This is a genomic window from Senegalia sp. (in: firmicutes), assembly GCF_052088025.1.
Taxonomy (GTDB): domain Bacteria; phylum Bacillota; class Clostridia; order Tissierellales; family SIT17; genus Anaeromonas.
The window spans coordinates 1-19,129 of the sequence record NZ_JBQCYD010000014.1; the positions used below are offsets into that span (position 1 = coordinate 1).

18 protein-coding genes are annotated in these 19,129 nt (G+C 25.9%); 4 read left to right on the forward strand and 14 right to left on the reverse strand.

The genetic code is table 11. The annotated features are described in order from the left end of the window. Positions 1-72 precede the first annotated feature (72 nt). Positions 73-1,032, forward strand: a complete 960-nt coding sequence (locus ACTHUW_RS05215; protein ID WP_442212755.1) for a tyrosine recombinase XerC — start codon at positions 73-75, stop codon at positions 1,030-1,032. On the opposite strand, the gene ACTHUW_RS05220 is transcribed toward ACTHUW_RS05215, so the two are convergent. Then, on the reverse strand, positions 1,029-1,328 hold the full coding sequence (locus ACTHUW_RS05220; RefSeq protein ID WP_442196426.1) for a LysM peptidoglycan-binding domain-containing protein: 300 nt from the start codon (positions 1,326-1,328) through the stop codon (positions 1,029-1,031). The genes ACTHUW_RS05215 and ACTHUW_RS05220 overlap by 4 nt on opposite strands. Positions 1,329-1,476: 148 nt before the next feature. Here ACTHUW_RS05220 and lexA point away from each other — a divergent pair, with 148 nt between their 5' ends. Continuing rightward, positions 1,477-2,097, forward strand: a complete 621-nt coding sequence (gene lexA / locus ACTHUW_RS05225; RefSeq protein WP_442196425.1) for a transcriptional repressor LexA — start codon at positions 1,477-1,479, stop codon at positions 2,095-2,097. 22 nt (positions 2,098-2,119) lie between these two features. Here lexA and ACTHUW_RS05230 read toward each other — a convergent pair whose 3' ends face one another. The 7 genes from ACTHUW_RS05230 to miaB form a co-directional block, all read right to left on the reverse strand. Continuing rightward, complete coding sequence (locus tag ACTHUW_RS05230; protein WP_442196424.1) at positions 2,120-3,403, reverse strand: methionine gamma-lyase family protein; 1,284 nt, start codon at positions 3,401-3,403, stop codon at positions 2,120-2,122. Between the two features lie 78 nt (positions 3,404-3,481). Next, on the reverse strand, positions 3,482-3,706 hold the full coding sequence (gene hfq, locus ACTHUW_RS05235; RefSeq protein ID WP_442196423.1) for an RNA chaperone Hfq: 225 nt from the start codon (positions 3,704-3,706) through the stop codon (positions 3,482-3,484). Between the two features lie 3 nt (positions 3,707-3,709). Then, a complete protein-coding gene (gene miaA, locus ACTHUW_RS05240) occupies positions 3,710-4,657 on the reverse strand; it encodes a tRNA (adenosine(37)-N6)-dimethylallyltransferase MiaA (protein WP_442196421.1) in 948 nt (315 codons plus the stop codon). 15 nt (positions 4,658-4,672) lie between these two features. Then, positions 4,673-6,508: a DNA mismatch repair endonuclease MutL gene (mutL, locus tag ACTHUW_RS05245; protein WP_442196420.1), complete on the reverse strand. Its 1,836-nt coding sequence runs from the start codon at positions 6,506-6,508 to the stop codon at positions 4,673-4,675. An 8-nt stretch (positions 6,509-6,516) separates the two neighbouring features. After that, on the reverse strand, positions 6,517-9,147 hold the full coding sequence (gene mutS / locus ACTHUW_RS05250) for a DNA mismatch repair protein MutS (RefSeq protein WP_442196419.1): 2,631 nt from the start codon (positions 9,145-9,147) through the stop codon (positions 6,517-6,519). 50 nt (positions 9,148-9,197) lie between these two features. Further along, positions 9,198-9,578 carry a YlbF family regulator gene (locus tag ACTHUW_RS05255; RefSeq protein ID WP_442196418.1) on the reverse strand — a complete coding sequence of 127 codons (381 nt, stop codon included), beginning with the start codon at positions 9,576-9,578 and terminating at the stop codon, positions 9,198-9,200. Further along, positions 9,571-10,899 carry a tRNA (N6-isopentenyl adenosine(37)-C2)-methylthiotransferase MiaB gene (miaB, locus tag ACTHUW_RS05260; RefSeq protein ID WP_442196417.1) on the reverse strand — a complete coding sequence of 443 codons (1,329 nt, stop codon included), beginning with the start codon at positions 10,897-10,899 and terminating at the stop codon, positions 9,571-9,573. Before miaB ends, ACTHUW_RS05255 begins: the two co-directional genes overlap by 8 nt. Positions 10,900-11,096: 197 nt before the next feature. Between miaB and ACTHUW_RS05265 the strand changes: the two genes are divergently transcribed. Further along, positions 11,097-12,281: a pyridoxal phosphate-dependent aminotransferase gene (locus tag ACTHUW_RS05265; RefSeq protein ID WP_442196416.1), complete on the forward strand. Its 1,185-nt coding sequence runs from the start codon at positions 11,097-11,099 to the stop codon at positions 12,279-12,281. A gap of 74 nt (positions 12,282-12,355) precedes the next feature. On the opposite strand, the gene ACTHUW_RS05270 is transcribed toward ACTHUW_RS05265, so the two are convergent. Both ACTHUW_RS05270 and ACTHUW_RS05275 read right to left on the reverse strand, forming a co-directional pair. Next, positions 12,356-12,505 carry a hypothetical protein gene (locus ACTHUW_RS05270; RefSeq protein WP_442196415.1) on the reverse strand — a complete coding sequence of 50 codons (150 nt, stop codon included), beginning with the start codon at positions 12,503-12,505 and terminating at the stop codon, positions 12,356-12,358. 199 nt (positions 12,506-12,704) lie between these two features. Next, on the reverse strand, positions 12,705-13,412 hold the full coding sequence (locus tag ACTHUW_RS05275) for a hypothetical protein (RefSeq protein ID WP_442198967.1): 708 nt from the start codon (positions 13,410-13,412) through the stop codon (positions 12,705-12,707). 177 nt (positions 13,413-13,589) lie between these two features. Here ACTHUW_RS05275 and ACTHUW_RS05280 point away from each other — a divergent pair, with 177 nt between their 5' ends. Continuing rightward, a complete protein-coding gene (locus tag ACTHUW_RS05280; RefSeq protein WP_442196413.1) occupies positions 13,590-14,585 on the forward strand; it encodes a potassium channel family protein in 996 nt (331 codons plus the stop codon). Here the strand turns inward: ACTHUW_RS05280 and pdxR are convergent. From pdxR to ACTHUW_RS05300, 4 genes are read right to left on the reverse strand one after another with little or no spacing between them, the layout of a single operon-like run. Further along, on the reverse strand, positions 14,570-16,006 hold the full coding sequence (pdxR, locus tag ACTHUW_RS05285) for a MocR-like pyridoxine biosynthesis transcription factor PdxR (protein ID WP_442196412.1): 1,437 nt from the start codon (positions 16,004-16,006) through the stop codon (positions 14,570-14,572). The genes ACTHUW_RS05280 and pdxR overlap by 16 nt on opposite strands. A 20-nt stretch (positions 16,007-16,026) precedes the next feature. Beyond that, complete coding sequence (locus tag ACTHUW_RS05290) at positions 16,027-17,025, reverse strand: M42 family metallopeptidase (RefSeq protein ID WP_442196411.1); 999 nt, start codon at positions 17,023-17,025, stop codon at positions 16,027-16,029. Next, positions 17,025-18,050, reverse strand: a complete 1,026-nt coding sequence (locus ACTHUW_RS05295) for a M42 family metallopeptidase (RefSeq protein WP_442196410.1) — start codon at positions 18,048-18,050, stop codon at positions 17,025-17,027. Before ACTHUW_RS05295 ends, ACTHUW_RS05290 begins: the two co-directional genes overlap by 1 nt. After that, a complete protein-coding gene (locus ACTHUW_RS05300; RefSeq protein WP_442196409.1) occupies positions 18,041-19,096 on the reverse strand; it encodes a M42 family metallopeptidase in 1,056 nt (351 codons plus the stop codon). Before ACTHUW_RS05300 ends, ACTHUW_RS05295 begins: the two co-directional genes overlap by 10 nt. Positions 19,097-19,129 lie beyond the last annotated feature (33 nt).

Consider the following 19,129-nt stretch of genomic DNA (forward strand, 5'->3'; position numbering starts at 1 on the left):
AAATGATAATTTTGTGACATTAGAGTTAAAATATGATATAATTAAGGTATAATTTATTAAGGAGGAATAATTATGGATGATATCCCTATTGTTTTAGAGGATTTTTTAAACTATTTAGACACTATTAAAGGCAAATCAAAAAACACTATAAAAGAATATTATTATGATCTCAGAACATTTTTAAGATTCATTAAAAAGAGATATGAATTAGTAGATAAAGATATAGAGTTTAACGACATAGACATTAGTGATTTAGATATAGCGATAATAAGAAAGATAAATTTACAAGATTTGTTTTCTTATATTTCCTTTGTAGATAAAAAAAGAAATAACTCTACAAACACTCGTGCACGTAAAATTGCAAGTATTAGATCTTTTTTTAAATACTTACATAATATAGTTGAATTAGTAGATGTAAACCCAACTATAAATTTAGAAACACCTAAATTAACTCAAAGACATCCCTCTTACCTTACTCTTGATGAATCACTTGAATTAATAGAAAATATCGAAGGTGAATTCAAAGTTAGAGATTATGCTATAATAATGATATTTTTAAATTGCGGCCTTAGGCTTTCAGAACTTGTTAGCATCAATATAGATAAAATAAAAAATGATACTTTAACAGTTATAGGTAAGGGAGATAAAGAAAGAACCATATATTTAAATGAAAGTTCCCTAAGAGCAATAAATGAATATTTAAAAATAAGACCAAATGAAAATATAAAAGATAAAAAAGCTTTATTCTTAAGTAAAAGAAAAAATAGATTGAGTGTACGTGCAGTTCAACATTTAGTTAAAAAACATTTAAAAAATGCAGGGCTTGATACAGATGACCTATCAACTCATAAATTACGTCACACTGCAGCTACTTTGATGTATAAGCATGGTAATGTAGATATAAGAGCCTTACAACAGATATTAGGCCATTCTAGTGTATCTACTACTCAGATATACACTCACTTAGATGATGATAAATTAAGAGAAGCCGTAAAAAGTAATCCCCTATCTAAAAATACCAAGAGATTTTAATCTCTTGGTATTTTTAGAATATCTCCTGGCTTTATCCATTCATTTTCTATATCATTTACTTCTCTAATTTCATAAACTATTTTTCTTATATCTTCTCCATTGGGATTATTCTCCTTAGCAATATTCCATATACTATCACCCTTTTGTACAAACACCTTATTGTAATCCTTATATGTATCACTAGCAAAAACTATTCCTAAAACATTATTTAATAGTAAAGCAAGTACTAATGTAATTACTGATAAAAACATTGTAAACCTAACCCTATTTACTATAACTATTTTTTTATTATGCATTTTAAGCCCTCCTCGAACGTTAGTTCCTTATATTAACTTAATTATAGCAGAACGCACGTTCTTTGTCAACATAAAGTCGAACGAATGTTTGATAAAATTTATGTCTTGTGGTATAATAAATTAAAATTGACATTGTGAGGTGCTATATATGTATGAAGAACTATCAACTAAACAAAGTAATATATTAAAATTCATAAAAAAAGAAATTATGCAAAAAGGTTATCCACCATCTGTAAGAGAAATTTGCAAGGCTGTAGGATTAAAGTCAACTTCAACTGTACATGGACATTTATCTCGCTTAGAAAAAAAGGGTTATTTAAGACGTGATGCTACTAAACCAAGAGCAATAGAAGTCTTAGATAGTAAAAATGAAAATATTTTTAGTAGAAAAGAAATAATAGAGGTGCCAATAATAGGAAAAGTTACAGCAGGTATCCCTATATTAGCTACTGAAAATATAGAAGATACTTTCCCACTTTCTATAGATATAGTAAAGAATGATACAGTTTTTATGCTTTCAGTAAGCGGCGAAAGTATGAAAGATGCTGGTATATTAGATGGTGATTATGTACTAGTTAAACAGCAAAACACTGCAGAAAATGGAGATATTGTAGTTGCTTTAATAGAAGATGAAGCTACTATTAAAAGATATTTTATAGAAAAAGACCATATCAGATTACAACCAGAAAACTCTAGTATGGATCCTATAATAGTAACTGATGTCTCTATTCTTGGAAAAATAAGAGGAGTATTTAGAACTATAGATTAAAGGCCAAAGAAGGCCTTTTTTATTATATTAATTTTTCTTTTTCAAATTGAGCTAATACATTCATAAGAGCATATTTACTATGGTAATAATTCAGTCCTCCTTGAAAATAAACTACATAAGGTTTTCTTATAGGGGCATCAGCACTTAGCTCTATAGAAGAGCCTTCTATAAATGCTCCTGATGCCATAATTACTTTATCTTCATAACCAGGCATATGCCAAGGCTCTAATCTAACATGAGAGTCTACTGGAGAGGAAGATTGTATGGACCTGCAAAATTCAACTACCTTTTTTTCATCTTCCATCTTAATTGCTTGAATTATATCACCTCTCTTATCTTCCACATCAGGTATTATTTCATAACCTAAGTCTTTAAAAACCCTACCTATAAGTAGAGCACTTTTAAGAGATTCCTTTACTATCATAGGTGCTAAGAAAAATCCTTGTAAAGTATTTCTAGTAGTTCCAAAAGTAAGACCACAATCTTTACCTACGCCAGGAGCAGTGCTTCTATTAGCAATTCTTTTAACTAAATCACTTCTACCAACTATATATCCACCTGTTAAGGCTAATCCTCCACCTGGATTTTTAATTAAAGAACCAGCTATAATATCAGCTCCTACTTCAATAGGTTCTTGAGTATCAACAAACTCACCATAACAATTATCTACCATGCAAATTATATCTTCTCTGACTCCCTTTATCTTTTTTATAATATACTTTATCTCATTTATAGTAAGAGCCTTTCTAAAGCTATACCCTGTAGATCTTTGTATTAATACAATTTTAGTTTTATCAGATATGCTTTTTATTAAATTGTTAATATCCACACTATTATCACTTTTTAATTCGATTTCTTTATATCTTATTCCTCTTTCTAATAATGTTCCAGGTTCATCCCCTTCAGTCCCGATCACTTTTAATAAAGTATCATAGGGACTACCCACAGCAGATATAAGTTCATCTCCTTCTAATAATATCCCTGATAGTGTAAGAGATAAAGCATGAGTGCCAGAAACTATAGTTGGTCTTACTATTGCATCTTCAGCACAGAAAACTCTTTTATAAATATCTTCAACTTTATCCCTGCCTATATCACCATAGCCATAGCCTGTAGTCCAATTAAAATTTGTAGAATCTAAACGTTCTTCTTGCATAGCATTTAATACTTTAATTTGATTGTATTCACTTATTTCATCAATTTCAATAAATCTACCTTTTAATTTATCTTCAGCATTTTTAACCTTTATAATTATATCTTTGCTTATATTTTGTTTACATAATATTTTTTCTGTTAACTCATTCATAATTTCACCTTCTTAGAGTATTTAAAAAATTAAAAAGCATTCTATCCGAAGAAGAATACTTTTTAATCAATTATAGTATTACTTTTCTGTTAAATCAACATTTTTTGCTGGTATCATAGTAGATATAGCATGCTTATAAATAATATTTTGAGTCCCTTCATTTTCTAAGGCAATAGTATAATTATCAAAGCCTTTTACTATACCTTTGAGCTGAAAACCATTTACTAAAAAAAGTGTTACTGGAACGTGTGCTTTTCTTAACTTATTTAGAAATACATCTTGCAGATTAATGTTGCTTTTCATAAGCTATACACTCCTTAACAAATTTTTATTTATAACAGAAACCATAGTTTCAATTATATCATTTTCGCTTTCAAAATCTACTTTATTTAACCAATTAATTCTCTCATCTTTCTTAAACCATGTAATTTGTCTTTTAGCAAACCTTCTGGTATCTCGTTTTAAAAGTTCTATAGCTTCTTTTAAACTATATTTACCTTCTAAATACCCTATAATTTCTTTATACCCCAAACCTTGCATAGAAATTAAAGATTTATCATATCCCATATCTAATAAACTTTTAACTTCTTCAACCAATCCATCTTCTAACATTATATCTACCCTTTTATTGATTCTTTCATATAGTTTATCTCTATTCATAGTTATTCCAAATATAATTAAATTAAAATCAGTGTTTGGTTTTCTAAAATCATCGTAACTATCACTCATTGCTTTACCAGTCTCATAAAAAATTTCAAGTGCTCTAACTATTCTTTTAGTATCATTTTCATGTATTCTAATATATGATTTGTAATCAACTTCTTTTAATAAGTCATGTATATACTTGTTACCATGTTGTTTTGCCAAATCATAGTATTTATCTCTTAATTCATTATTGGATATAGCTTTTTTAAAATCTAAATCATATACTAATGAATTAATATATAATCCAGTTCCTCCAACTACAAGAGGTAATTTATTTCTTAAATAAATATCATCAATATATTTATAAGCATTATTTTTAAAATCAGAAACACTATATTCTTCATTAGGATATTTTTCATCAATCATATGATGATTTATATCATTCATTTCCTGTTTAGAAACTTTAGCAGTACCTATATCCATGTATTTATATATTTGCATAGAATCGGCAGAAATTATCTCTGCATTAATTTTTTTAGCTAAGTCTATAGATATAGAAGTCTTACCAGAAGCAGTTGGTCCTACTATAATTATTAAATCTTTTTTCATAAAATCATCCTTAAATTATTGTATTCTTTTAAACATCTTTTCAATTTCATATCTAGTTATTTTAATTGTAATAGGTCTCCCATGAGGACATGTAAATGGATTGTTACACTTTTTTAGGTCACTTATCAAGTTGTTTATTTCAATATCACCTAAAAAATCACCTGCTTTGATTGCATTTGTACAAGCCATTTTTATTATCTTCTCTACCCTTAATTCATATTTATTACTTAAATCATTATTTAAATTATCCAAAATATCAATAAACAAATCGTTATCATTAGGTAATCCAAATAACATAGGAACACCTCTTAAAAGTATACTATTATGACCAAAATCAGATATATCAAAGCCTAAACTTGTAAATAAATCCATGCTTTCTTTAACTAGTTCATAATCATAGTGATTTAAATTAATAGTTCTAGCTACAAGCAAAGGTTGAACTACAACTTCTTCTTTTTGAAATTGTGTTCTAAATTTTTCATACATAACTCTTTCGTGAGCTGCATGTTGATCTATCATATACATAGAATTATTAATTTTATCTTCTCCAATTATATAAGTATTAAATATCCTACCTACTATATTTAAATCAGGGAATATTTTAGAAACTTTTTGTTCTTGTTTTTCCTCATGCTTTTCTTTATTATAATCTTTTTTTTCTTTAGTATAATTATTATTGAATTTATCACTATCATTATTTAAGTTTTCATTTACTAAGTCTATATTCTTTTCTTTTTTTCCCTTATAGAGTGTATTATTTATATTTATATTTTCTTTTGTATTGTCATCTATTATATCTATAATATTTTCTTGTTTTTCTTCATTCTTCTTTTTATTAAAGTTTATTTTAGGTATTAAATTTTTTTCTAGTAATTTTTCTCTGATTATGTTTTTAATTATAGATATAATTTCTAAATCATTATTGAATCTAACTTCAATTTTTGAAGGGTGGACATTTACATCTATATTTTTAGGATCTATATTAATATATAAATAAGTTATTGGATATCTGTTAACAGTAATAAGAGAGCTATATGCATCCTCAATAGCTTGTGATAATGATATACTACTAACATATCTACCGTTTATAAAAATTAATTCATTGTTCCTATTACCTCTAGTAAAATTAGGCTTTGAGATGTATCCTGTTAATGAAAAGTCTTTGTTTTTAAAATTAATATCTATTAAAGATTCTATATGTTCTTTACCATAAATGCTAAATATTGTTGACTTAATATCATTATTTCCAGGAGTCTTTAATACACTTTTATTATCCTTTATATAATTAAAAGATATATGTGGATTTGATAATGATAATTTATTAATTATATTTGATATATTAGCAGTCTCTGCAGAGATGGATTTTAAAAATTTACGTCTTACAGGAGTATTATAAAAAATATTTCTGATTATAACTGTAGTTCCATCAGGGGCACCTACTTCAGCTTCTTCTTTTAGGACTCCTCCATGTATTTCAATCATATTTCCTATGTTTGTATCATTTGTTTTTGTGATTAATTCTACCATAGATACAGATGCTATACTTGCAAGAGCCTCTCCCCTAAAGCCTAAAGAGTGAATTGTCATTAGATCATCAGAATTATTTATTTTACTAGTAGAATGTCTCAAAAATGCTAGCTGTATATCATCTTTATAAATTCCATCACCATCATCAGTGATTCGAATATAATTTTTACCGCCTTCTTTTATTTCAATTGTAATATTTTTTGAATTAGCATCTATAGAATTTTCTATTAGTTCTTTTACTATAGAAGAAGGTCTTTCAATAACTTCACCAGCTGCTATTTTATTTATAGTATTGTCATCTAAAATATTTATTTTATTTGCCATTAAACCACCTAAATTTCCTTTGTTTTATCTATCAAATCATTTAATAAGTTCATGGACTCAAGAGGAGTTAAATTTATTAAATCTATATTTTTAATACTTTCTATTATTTCTTCTTTCTTAATATTAAATATATCTATTTGATTGCTATCTTCTTTAACTTTTTCTATCTTAGTGGATTTTGCTTTATTTTTATAATTTATATCATTTTTTTCAAGATTATCTAAAATTTCTTTAGCTCTAAGAATCACCTCTTGTGGTACTCCTGCTAAATTGGCTACTTCTATTCCATAGCTTTTATCAGCTTCCCCTCTTACAACTTTCCTAAGAAATATTATGTTTTCACCAGATTCTTTTACAGTTATCTTATAGTTTTTTACACCTTCTAAACTACCTTCAAGTTCAGTTAATTCATGATAATGAGTAGAAAAAAGAGTTTTGGCTCCTAATTTATTTTTATCACTTATATATTCAATAACAGCCCAAGCTATACTAAGTCCATCATAAGTACTAGTTCCTCTACCAATTTCATCAAGTATTATTAAACTATTTTTAGAGCTATTATTAAGGATATTTGCAACTTCATTCATTTCTACCATAAAAGTACTTTGACCAGAAGATAAATCATCACTTGCTCCAACCCTAGTAAATATTCTATCAACTAAAGATATATTTGAATATTCTGCCGGTACAAAACTTCCAATCTGAGCCATTAATGAAATTATAGCAACTTGTCTCATATAAGTAGATTTACCTGCCATATTAGGGCCTGTAATTATATTTAACCTATTGTCATCATTATCTAAAAATGTATTATTTGGTATAAATATCTCTTCCTTTAGCATATTCTCCACTACAGGATGTCTCCCATTTTTTATATTAATTATATTTTCATTATTAATATTTGGTTTCACATAATTATTTTTATATGCGACTTGAGATAATGAGTTTAAACAATCTATAGAAGCAAGGGTTTTTGCTGTTATTTGCATTCTTTTTATTTTATCCTTTAACTTCTCTCTTACTTCATTAAAAAGCTTATACTCTAGTACAACGCTTTTTTCTTCAGCTCCTAATATTTTATCTTCCATCTCCTTTAATTCAGGAGTGATGTATCTTTCAGAGTTAGATAAAGTTTGTTTCCTTATATAGTTATCAGGAACAGAATCTATATTAGATTTTCTTATTTCTATATAATACCCAAAAACTCTATTAAATCCTATTTTTAAAGATTTTATACCTGTTCTTATTTTTTCATTACTTTCTAATTTATTTAACCAATTTTTACCTTCATTGGATGCATCAATTAAATCATCAAGTTCTTTATTATAGTTTTTCTTTATTAGCCCTCCATCCCTTGTTTGCATTGGAGGGTCTTCATTTATAGATTTATCTATGAGTTCATAAACATCTTTTAGTAAATCAATATTGTCTGATAATTCATTTAAAAAATTAGAATTAGAATCAAACAATATCTCTTTTATTTGTGGTAATACAAAAATTGAATTTTTAAGAGCTATCATATCTCTGGCATTACAACTTCCATATGATATTTTACCTATTAACCTTTCAATATCATAGACCTTATCTAGTTCTTTTTCTATTTCATCCATTAACATTATATCTTTAAATAAATTTTCAATTGCATCCAATCTTTTATCAATCATTTTAATATCTAAAAGTGGTTCTTCCAACCACTTTTTTAACATTCTAGCTCCCATTGCTGTTGATGTTTTATCTAATATCCAAAGTAAAGATCCTTTTTTTGAATTATCTCTTATAGTCTCAGTAATCTCTAAATTCCTTCTTGTATTTATATCTATTACCATAAAATTTTCTATATTATATTTAGATATTTTATTTATATGACTTAAAGATGTTTTTTGAGTTTCATTTAAATACTCAAGTAAAGAACCACAACTCTTTATAGAATAATCATCATATGATAATCCAAAACCTTCTAAATTTAAAATATCAAATTGTCTTTTTATTACTTTTTTACTTTCATCAATATTAAATATCCAGTCTTGTGATATATCAATAAAAATATTAAATCTATCTTCAATAATTTTTGATATATTATTTTCTTTTAAGTATTTATTAGAAATGATTTCTTTAGGTTTTATTTTAGCTAATTCATCCATTAATACTTTTAAAATATTTTTATTATCATTATCTACTTTTTGAGTAGTATAAAATTCCCCAGTAGTTATATCCACATATGAAATACCTACACCTTTTTTATCTAAAAATATGCTTGCTAAATAATTATTATTATTTTCATCAAGCATATTAGAATCCGTTATTGTTCCTGGTGTTATTATCCTGACAACATCTCTTTTTACTATTCCTTTAGCTTCATTTGGATTTTCTACCTGTTCACAAATAGCAACTTTATAACCCTTATTAACTAATCTTGCTATATAACTATCAGCTGAATGATAAGGGACCCCACACATAGGGGCCTTTTCCTTTTTACCACATTCTCTACCTGTTAAAGTAATTTCTAATTCTTTGGAAGCAATAAGAGCATCTTCAAAAAACATCTCATAAAAATCTCCTAATCGAAAAAACAATATTGATTCTTTATTTTTATTCTTTATTTCCATATATTGTTCCATCATCGGTGTTAACTTAGACACATAAATTCCTCCCACTAAAACTAAATAAATAGACTAAGATTTACTTTATCCTATTTGTTACATCCTTTATTGCAACCACCACAATTAGATTCTTCACTTATACCTGTATAGTATTCTAAAATATTATTAATATTTTTCATTGTTTTTTTTATATTTGATTTAGAGTTAATATATTCTAAATAGGTTTTTTGCTCCATTAATTTTTCATTTAATTGTTTTATTTCTATATTTAGTAAATCAACCTTTTCTTCATCAGATTTAGCTAATGACTTTTTATATAATTTATTTTTTTCATCTAATTCTTCTTGTATATTTAATGCTTTAGAATCATTTTCATAATCTGCTTCTTTTTTTAAAAAATCCTTATATTCATATGAATCTTTAATGTTTTTACCAAGTTCCCTAGCTATATCTAATATTTCTTTATTCAACAAGTTCACCTTCTAATGTCCAAGTTTTAGCATCAATTACACATACATCAACAATTTTTCCTATTAATGATCCATCACCTTTAAAATGAATAAGTTTACTTGTATCAGTTCTACCAGATAATTTACTCGAATCATTTTTACTAATATCTTCCACCAAAACTTTAACCTTTTTACCTATTAAGCTTGTATTTCTTTCCAAACTAATAGGTTTTAAAGTATCAAGTAATTTATCAAATCTCTTATGCTTAACATCATCAGGTACTTGCTCTTCATCTTTAGCAGCAGGAGTTCCTTCTCTTATTGAATAGAGGAAAGTAAACGCAGAATCAAACTTAGATTTCTTCACTACATCAATAGTTTCTTGAAAATCTGCTTCAGTTTCACCTGGAAATCCTACAATTATATCTGTAGTAAGAGCTATATCAGGTATTTCAGTCCTTACTTTTTCTACTAGATTTAAATATTGTTCTTTATTATATTTTCTATTCATTTTTTTTAGTATTCTATTGCTGCCTGATTGGAATGGTAAATGAAGATGATTACATACCTTATCACAATCTTTCATTGCACTTATAAGCTCATTTGATAAATCTTTAGGATGTGATGTCATAAATCTTATTCTTTCTAAACCTTCCACATCATTTAACATATATAAAAGTTCTGGGAAAGTAGTTTTATCTTCTAAATTTTTGCCATATGAATTAACATTTTGGCCTAGTAATGTAATTTCTTTATATCCTTCTTTGCTTAATTTTATAGCCTCTTCTAAGATATCTTTAGCTTCTCTACTTTTCTCCCTACCTCTAGTGTAAGGAACAATACAATAAGTACAGAAATTATTACAGCCATACATAATATTTATAAATGCTTTAAAATCATATTTTCTTTTAGTTGGTAAATCTTCAATTATTTCTTTGCTATCTTCCCATACATCAATTAACATATTTGTTTTTTGATCATGGTCTAAAATTAGTTGTGGTAATTTATGAATATTATGAGTTCCAAATATTATATCTACATGAGAATATTTTTTCTTTATAACATCTCTTACCTCTTCCTTTTGCATCATACAACCGCATACAGCTATTATTAAATTTGGATTTTCTCTTTTAAGCCTTTTTAATTCTCCTAAATTTCCATAAACCTTTAATTCTGCATTTTCCCTAACTAAACAAGTATTATATATAATTAAATCAGCTTCTTCTTTATTAGAAGCTTCTATATATTCTAAAGAATTTAATATTCCTTCAATTTTTTCTGAATCATGCTCATTCATCTGGCAACCCCAGGTTTGAATAAGGTATTTTTTTTCTTTATTCATATGTCTTACCTCCTATTGTATCAATCCTTTCTATTATATCAAAATTATAGGCTTTTGTTAAATAAATAGAATTAATATTATATTTTAAAATATAATATTAATTCTATTTATTAAGAATAGTAAGAAATATATATACATTTCAACTTGAATTTATGATATTATGAAATTATACAAAATATATTTTTAGGGGGAATACAATGAAATTTTCTAAAAGAATTATTGATATGCAGGAATCACCTATACGTAAGTTAGTGCCTTTATCTGAAGAGACTAAAAAAAATGGTAAGAAGGTTTATCATCTTAATATAGGTCAACCTGATATTAAAACACCAACAGAATTTATGGATTCAATTAAAAAGTATGATGAAGAAGTTTTATCTTATTCTTTTTCTGAAGGTTTACCTGAGTTAATTGATAGTTTTATTAGTTATTATAAAACTTATGATATTAACTTTGAAAAAGATGAGATTTTAATTACCAATGGAGGTAGTGAAGCTATATTGTTTTCTATTCTTGCAATCAGTGATGATGGTGATGAAATTTTAGTGCCTGAGCCATTTTATACTAATTACAATGGATTTAGTAGCTCAGCAGGTGTGAATGTTGTACCAATAACTACAAAAGCTGAAAACGGATTTAAATTGCCAACTAAAAAAACTGTTCAAAGTCTGGTTACAGATAAGACAAAAGCAATTTTAATATCTAATCCAGGAAATCCTACTGGAACAGTTTATACAAGTGAAGAAATGAATATGTTAAGAGATATTGCAAAAGAAAATAATTTATATATAATTGCTGATGAAGTATATAGAGAGTTTATATATGATGGGTTCGAATATAGAAGTTTTGCTACCTTTGAAGACATAAAAGATAGAGTTATATTAGTAGATAGTATATCTAAAAGATATAGTGCATGTGGAGCAAGAATTGGTATGATTGGATCTAAAAATAAAGACTTAATTAAACAAATATTAAAGCTTTGTCAGGGAAGGCTATGTGTTCCAACTTTAGAACAAATAGGTGCTGCAAATCTTATAAATGTAACTCCAAAGTATTTTAACGAAGTAGTAGCAGAATATAAGAAGAGGCGAGATGTGGTATATAATGCTCTTTCTAACATGGAAAACGTTATATGTAAAAAACCTCATGGAGCATTTTATATCATAGCAAAATTACCTGTAGATAATGCCGAAGACTTTGTTAAATGGTTGCTTACAGATTTTGATGTAGATGGAGAAACTATAATGCTTGCACCAGCCGAAGGCTTTTATTCTACAAAAGGTTTAGGAATTGACGAAGTAAGAATTTCTTATGTTTTAAATGAAGAAAGTTTGAAAAAGTCCATGAAGATATTAGAATTAGGTTTAAAGAAATATTCATAAAAAAATAACACCCTAAAGGTGTCTACTTAAAAAATACTTATTAGAGGAAGTTTTTCTTCCTCTTTTTATTATGTTTAATGTTCTTGAGGTAACATTCTTTCATATATTTCGCATTTCTCAACATTACAATATCCATCAATATTTTGAATACAAGTTATAGCACCGCATTTTTTAAGTCTACTAACTTGCTCTCTTTTATTTATAACATTAATATTTTCATTCATATCAATTCCTCCTATTTAATTTAATTATACCACTTATTTAAAATTTCTGTCAATGGTAATTTCAGAATTATGCAACTATATATTATATATTATGCACTATACTAGTATTATATTACATATACCCATAAATATTGCATGATAAACATAGTGAAGTTGCAAAAAAATGAAGTAGAATTTTTATCCTACTTCATGAAATCATTTATTTTATATAGACCATATTTTTTTCAAATAATAATTGAATTATTTTATAAATTATCATTTCTTCATCCATTATTATTTTCATACTTTTATTGTCTTTAATTGATTTATTTATATAAAACTCTATTTCATTATTTATATTTTTAGAGATAGTTAAAATTCCTTTTTCAAATAATTTTAAATTTGCTAAAACTAAAGTTGGCAAATTAATATTTTCAAAATTTTCCTCATCAATATTATTTAATTCAAATTCACTAAATTTAATTAATAAGATTATTAATTTATTTAATGTATCTTCTGGTATATAAGAAGTTGTAAAATTTTCTGATTCAATAATATTAGTAATATATTTCTTTATTGATAATCTTGGATATATTATCAAATATTTTTCATTAATATTTATGGGTTTAAATATGTCATAAAACTTATTTATTAATTTTATAGTTAAATATATTGATTCTTTATCTATTTCAAAATTTTTATTTATATTTTTTAGATATTCTGAGCAAACTAATTGCAATAATTTAGAAATATCTCTTTGTTTATACAAGGTATTAAAATATTTATCTTTTTCTATATATAGTGGTGGTATATTATTTAAAATTGAAATCAACTTATTGAATTCATAAATATCTTTCCTTATAATGTCTTGTTCATAGTTATTTAATGAAAAATATAATTCTTTTTTATATTTAATATTAGTATTCATTTAATATCCTCCTCTAATATTAGTATTTGTATCTTCAAAATAAATATAGTATTAGAATAATTCTATATTTACTTTAAAATATTAAATAACTCAAATATTACTATACATATATATGTATAGTAATATAAAAGAAAGGATTTGATTTATATTTTTTTCATGAAAAAAATGCACGTCTTAATGAAAAGCACAAAACTTTATAAATCATTAATTATAATAATAAGTTGTATTATCATTTTATCATTAGCATTTTATCTTTTTGAATTAGAAGAAAATTCAAAAATAGATAACTTAACAGATGCACTATGGTGGGGATTTATTACTAGTACTACAGTAGGATATGGAGATGTATTTCCAATAACTTTTTTTGGAAGAATAATAGCTATATTATTAATATTAATAGGGATAGGAGTATTTGGTTTTATAACTGCTTCATTTGCCTCAATATTTGTTGAGAAAAATTTCAAAAAAGGGATGGGACTTATGGATGTGTATTTTAAAAATCATATAATTATTATAGGTTGGAATTATAAATCTAAATCTATAATTGAAGAATTAATTAATGAAAATAATGAAATGAAAATAGTAATAATAGATAATATAGAACAAAACCCTTATGACAATAAAAATATTTCATATATAAAAGGGAACCCTTGGAGCGAAGTAGTTTTAAAGAGGTCTAATATTGACTACTCTAAAACTATAATGATACTTGCAGATAAAACTTTAGATGATTTAGAAATGATGGATGCTAAATCTATACTTACCTGTTTAGCAATAAGAAGGTTAAATAAAGAAATATATATTATATCTGAAGTAGTAAACCCAGAAAACTCAGATAACTTTTTGGAATTAAATGTAGATAATATAATAATAAGCAATCAAATAGAAAGTAAGGTTTTAGTTAGAAGTATATTATATAAATCTATAAATAATACAATAAATGAACTTATAACAAATTCTAGTGGATCAGAATTATATGAAATAACTGCACCAGAAATTTATATCAATAAAAAATTTATAGATATATCTTGTGATTTTTTAAATAAAAATATAACTTTAATAGGAATTAATAGAAGCGGAACTATAAATTTAAATCCAGAAAAAGATACTATAATAAATGCAAAAGATATATTGATTTATATATCTAAAAATAAATATTACAATCCAAAATAATTTATAGGATGATTAAGAGTTTTATTTGAATTATCTTTCATAAATTCTTCTATGAATTCAAATAATATAAGTATTGATTTTCCAATATTTTCCAATTCAATTGAAGATATGTTTATACGAAAATATTCCGTATCATTATTATTGGCATAAAATATACTTCCAGAATATATTAACATTTTCCTCTTTCTTAAATATTTTTCTAGTTTTTTAGAAGAATAACCATCAGGAAGAGAGAACCAAAAATTTAAACCTCCTTCTGGTCTATAATATCTTAATCTTAAAGGTTTATATTTTTTAATATATTCTTTTGTTAGATTATATTTTTTATTATATATATTAGTGATTTTATTTATATGATTATCCCACATTTTTTCTTTTAAATACAGTTCAAATATTCGTTGGATAAATCCAGACGTGGATATATCAGAAAATTGTTTTCCAAGTAAAAATTTTCTTTGAATTTTTATAGGCAATATAGCAAAACCTAGTCTAATACCTGGCATAAATGTTTTAGAAAAGCTTTTTAAGTATATTACTCTATTATTTGTATCTAAACTTTTCAATACATTTACTTTTTTATTGTTAAATTCAATATCACTTATATAATCATCTTCTATAATATAAGTATTATATTTTTCAGCAAGCTCTAACACTTTTTTCATTGTTTCTATTGAATATGAAAAACCAGTAGGATTTTGATAATTAGGCATAGTATAGATTACCTTTGGTTTTAAATTTTTAATTTTTTGTTCCAATATAGTAGTATCTATACCATCTCTATCTACTGGTATCTCAATAATTCTTGATGATCTTGACTTAAAGGAATATAAAGCGCCTGAATATGTTGGAGATTCTGTTATTACTATATCTCCATAGTCAAGTATCGTTTTAGTTAATATATCAATTCCTTGTTGGGTACCGGATATTATTTGAATAGAATCTAAAGAAGTAAAAATATTTTTTTCTTCTAATTGTTTCTTTATAGCTTTTCTAAGAGGTAAATATCCTATACTTTGCTGATAATCAAATGTAGTTCCCTTATCTCTATCTATAACTCTATTCATTAATTCTTTAAATTCATCTATAGGAAATAAACTAGAATCTGTAGTTGCATTTGTAAAATCATATAATATATCTGAATTAATAAATTCAATATCAACTATATCATTATCTATTTTCTTTACAAATGTACCACTGCCTGCTCTTTTATATACATAACCTTCTTTTTCTAATAATTTATAAGCACTTACTATAGTGGAGTTATTTACTTTTAATAAATCAGATAATTCTCTAATAGATGGTAATTTGTAATCACATTCTAATTTATTAAAAGTAATTAATTGTTTAATTTCATAATATAATTGTTTATAAATAGGTGTTTTTTTACCCCTATCTAACCTTATCTCATTAAACACTCTCATAGTAAACCTCCACTTATTTTTTATATTTCAAATTTATTTTTCAATACTTCTTTAAGTAATCTAATAGAGTTTAATACATCCTCCTTATATACAGTTTCATTAGAAGAATGTATATATCTTGTTGGTATAGATATTACTCCAGAAGGTACACCTTCTCTATTTAAATGAATACTTCCTGAATCAGTTCCACCATATTCTAATATTTCCAACTGATACTTAATATTATTCACCTTTGCAGAATCTATCATTATATTTTTTATTTTAGGATGAACTATAATAGATTTATCCATTATTTTTATAGCCGTACCTTGGCCAAGACTTACTGCTAATCTTTTAGCTTTAGGTGTATCACCGGTAAGAGTTACATCTACTGCTATACCTATGTCAGGATTTATTTTATAACTAGCTGTTTTAGCGCCTCTTAAACCCAACTCTTCTTGTACTGTAAATGTAAAAAACAAATCATGATTTGTTTTTTCTAATTGCTTTAAAGCCTCTATCATAACAAAGCAACCAACCCTATCATCTAAAGCCCCACAAGTAACCTTTTTATCATCTTCATAGAAATTACTAATATACACACAAGTATCACCAATAGTTATCTTTTCCTCTGCATCTTTCTTATCTTTTGCACCAATATCAATATAAAGATTATCTAATTTTAATTTATTCTTATCATCTAAATCTTCATTTGATATTATCCCTACTATTCCATTTTCAAAAATTACTCTTTGATTTATACTTAAAAAAGGAGAAATTCCTCCAATATTAGTAAATCTTAAAAATCCTTTTTCATCTATATCTATAACCATTAAACCAATTTGATCCATATGTCCTGATATCATTACTTTTTTACCAGAACCTTTTTTTCTTGCTATTACATTACCTAAGACATCAATATTTATTTCATCCACATAATCTTTAATTTCATCTATAATTATTTCTCGCACTTTTTCTTCATTTCCAGATGGGGAAAAAGCATTTGCTAATTTTTTTAATAACTCACTATTGAATTCCATTAATTGTTCACTCCCTTAAATATATTTTCTATAAATGCATCTAATAATTTCTTAGTATTATTATAATCAGATTTACTCATTACACTAATAGGAGAGTGAATGTTTCTACAAGGAACAGATATAGTCGTAGTCTTCACACCTTCCTTTGATAAGTGTATAGAACCTGAGTCATTACCTCCAGCACTGGTCTTTCTAAACTGATAAGGTATATTATGTTCTTTAGCTGTACTTATAAGTAAATTTCTTAAATCTTTATCAAAATAAGTAGAACTATCCATAAGAGAAATTACAGGCCCTTTACCTAGCTCAGTAGCTTTTTTATGATTGTCAACATCTTCTAAATCAGCGCAAGTTGTACCTTCTAAAATGATTGAAATATCTGGCTCCATCCTATAACTTGCAGGCCCAGCTCCTCTAAGTCCAACCTCTTCCATAACTGTAAATGCAGCATATATATCATATTTTATATCTGATTGTAATAGTTCTATTAATAAAGAACATCCTATCCTATCATCTAAAGCCTTAGCTTTTATTAAATTATCACCAAATTCTCTATAATCGCTATCAAAAGTAATATAATCACCTATTTGTACTTTTTTATCTGTTTCATCTTTTGAATAAGTACCTATATCTACATATAGTTGATTTATATCTAGAGATTTCTTTCTTTCATTGGCTTTCTGAAGATGAATTGGTTTAGCACCTATGACACCTGGTATTTTATTTACACCTATCCTTACAGTTTTAGATACCAATACTCTTTTATCAATTCCTCCTACAGTCATAAATTTAATTAAACCCATATCATCAATATCAGATACCATTAAACCTATTTCATCCATATGAGCTGCAATCATTATCTTTTTAGAATCCTTATTCTTTCCCTTTTTATGAACAATTATATTTCCAAGTTTATCGATTTCATAATTATCCACATGATTTTTTATTTCATTTATAATTATATCTCTTACTTCTTTTTCATTGCCAGAAATCCCACTAGCTTGTGTTAGTTTTTTTAATAACATAGATATCCCTCCAAGTTTTCACTAGTAATCTCTGATATAAATCTTGCTATAAGTTTAGCAGAGTTTATAACATCATCCATATTAATAGTTTCAACAGAAGTATGCATATATCTTAATGGTATAGATATAACTAAAGTAGGAACTCCACATCTAGATATTTGAATGCTTCTACCATCAGTGCCAGTAGGTCCTGGATCTATTTCTGTCTGATAAGGTATATTGTTTTCTTTAGCTACACTAATGATTTTCTTTCTTAAATTTGGATGAATATTTCCACCAAGAGTTACAGCAGGCCCTTTACCCATATCTATAGAGTCAGCCTTTTCAAGTTCAGGTGTCTTACCAAAACCTACATCTATAGCAATACCAATATCTGGATCAATCTTATAAGTACTTGTCATAGCGCCTCTAGTACCTACTTCTTCTTGTACTGTAGCTACAAAATATACATCAGATTCATGCTTTAATTTTTGAAGTTCTTTTGCACATTCTAAAAGTGTTGCTACTCCTGCTTTATCATCTAATGACTTTCCTGTAACTGTTTTTTTATCCAAATCTTTGCTATTCCTATGAATAGTTATAATATCACCTATTGAAATCATATTACGAACATTATCTTCCTTATAACCTACGTCTATATATAAATCATCCATTTTAAAAGCATTATCTCTAGAAGACGCATCTTGTAAGTGGGGAGGCATAGTACCAATAACTCCAAAAAACTCTTTATTTCCATGAATAATCACTTCCTGAGCTACTAATGTTCTTGGATCTATACCCCCAATAGAAGTAAACTTAATTGTTCCATTTTTCTTTATATCTTTTACTATTAATCCTATTTCATCCATATGAGCTGCTAACATAATTTTAATATTTTTATTGTTGTTCTCACCATTTTTTATTGCTATTAAACTTCCTAATTTATCATAAGTAATAATATCTGTAAAATTAGTAAATACACTTTCAATATATTTAGAAATTTTTTCTTCATATCCAGATACACTAGTAGTATCTGATAATTTTTTCAAGAATTCTTTAGTATCCATTATATACCTCCAGTTTTATATATATTATAGCAT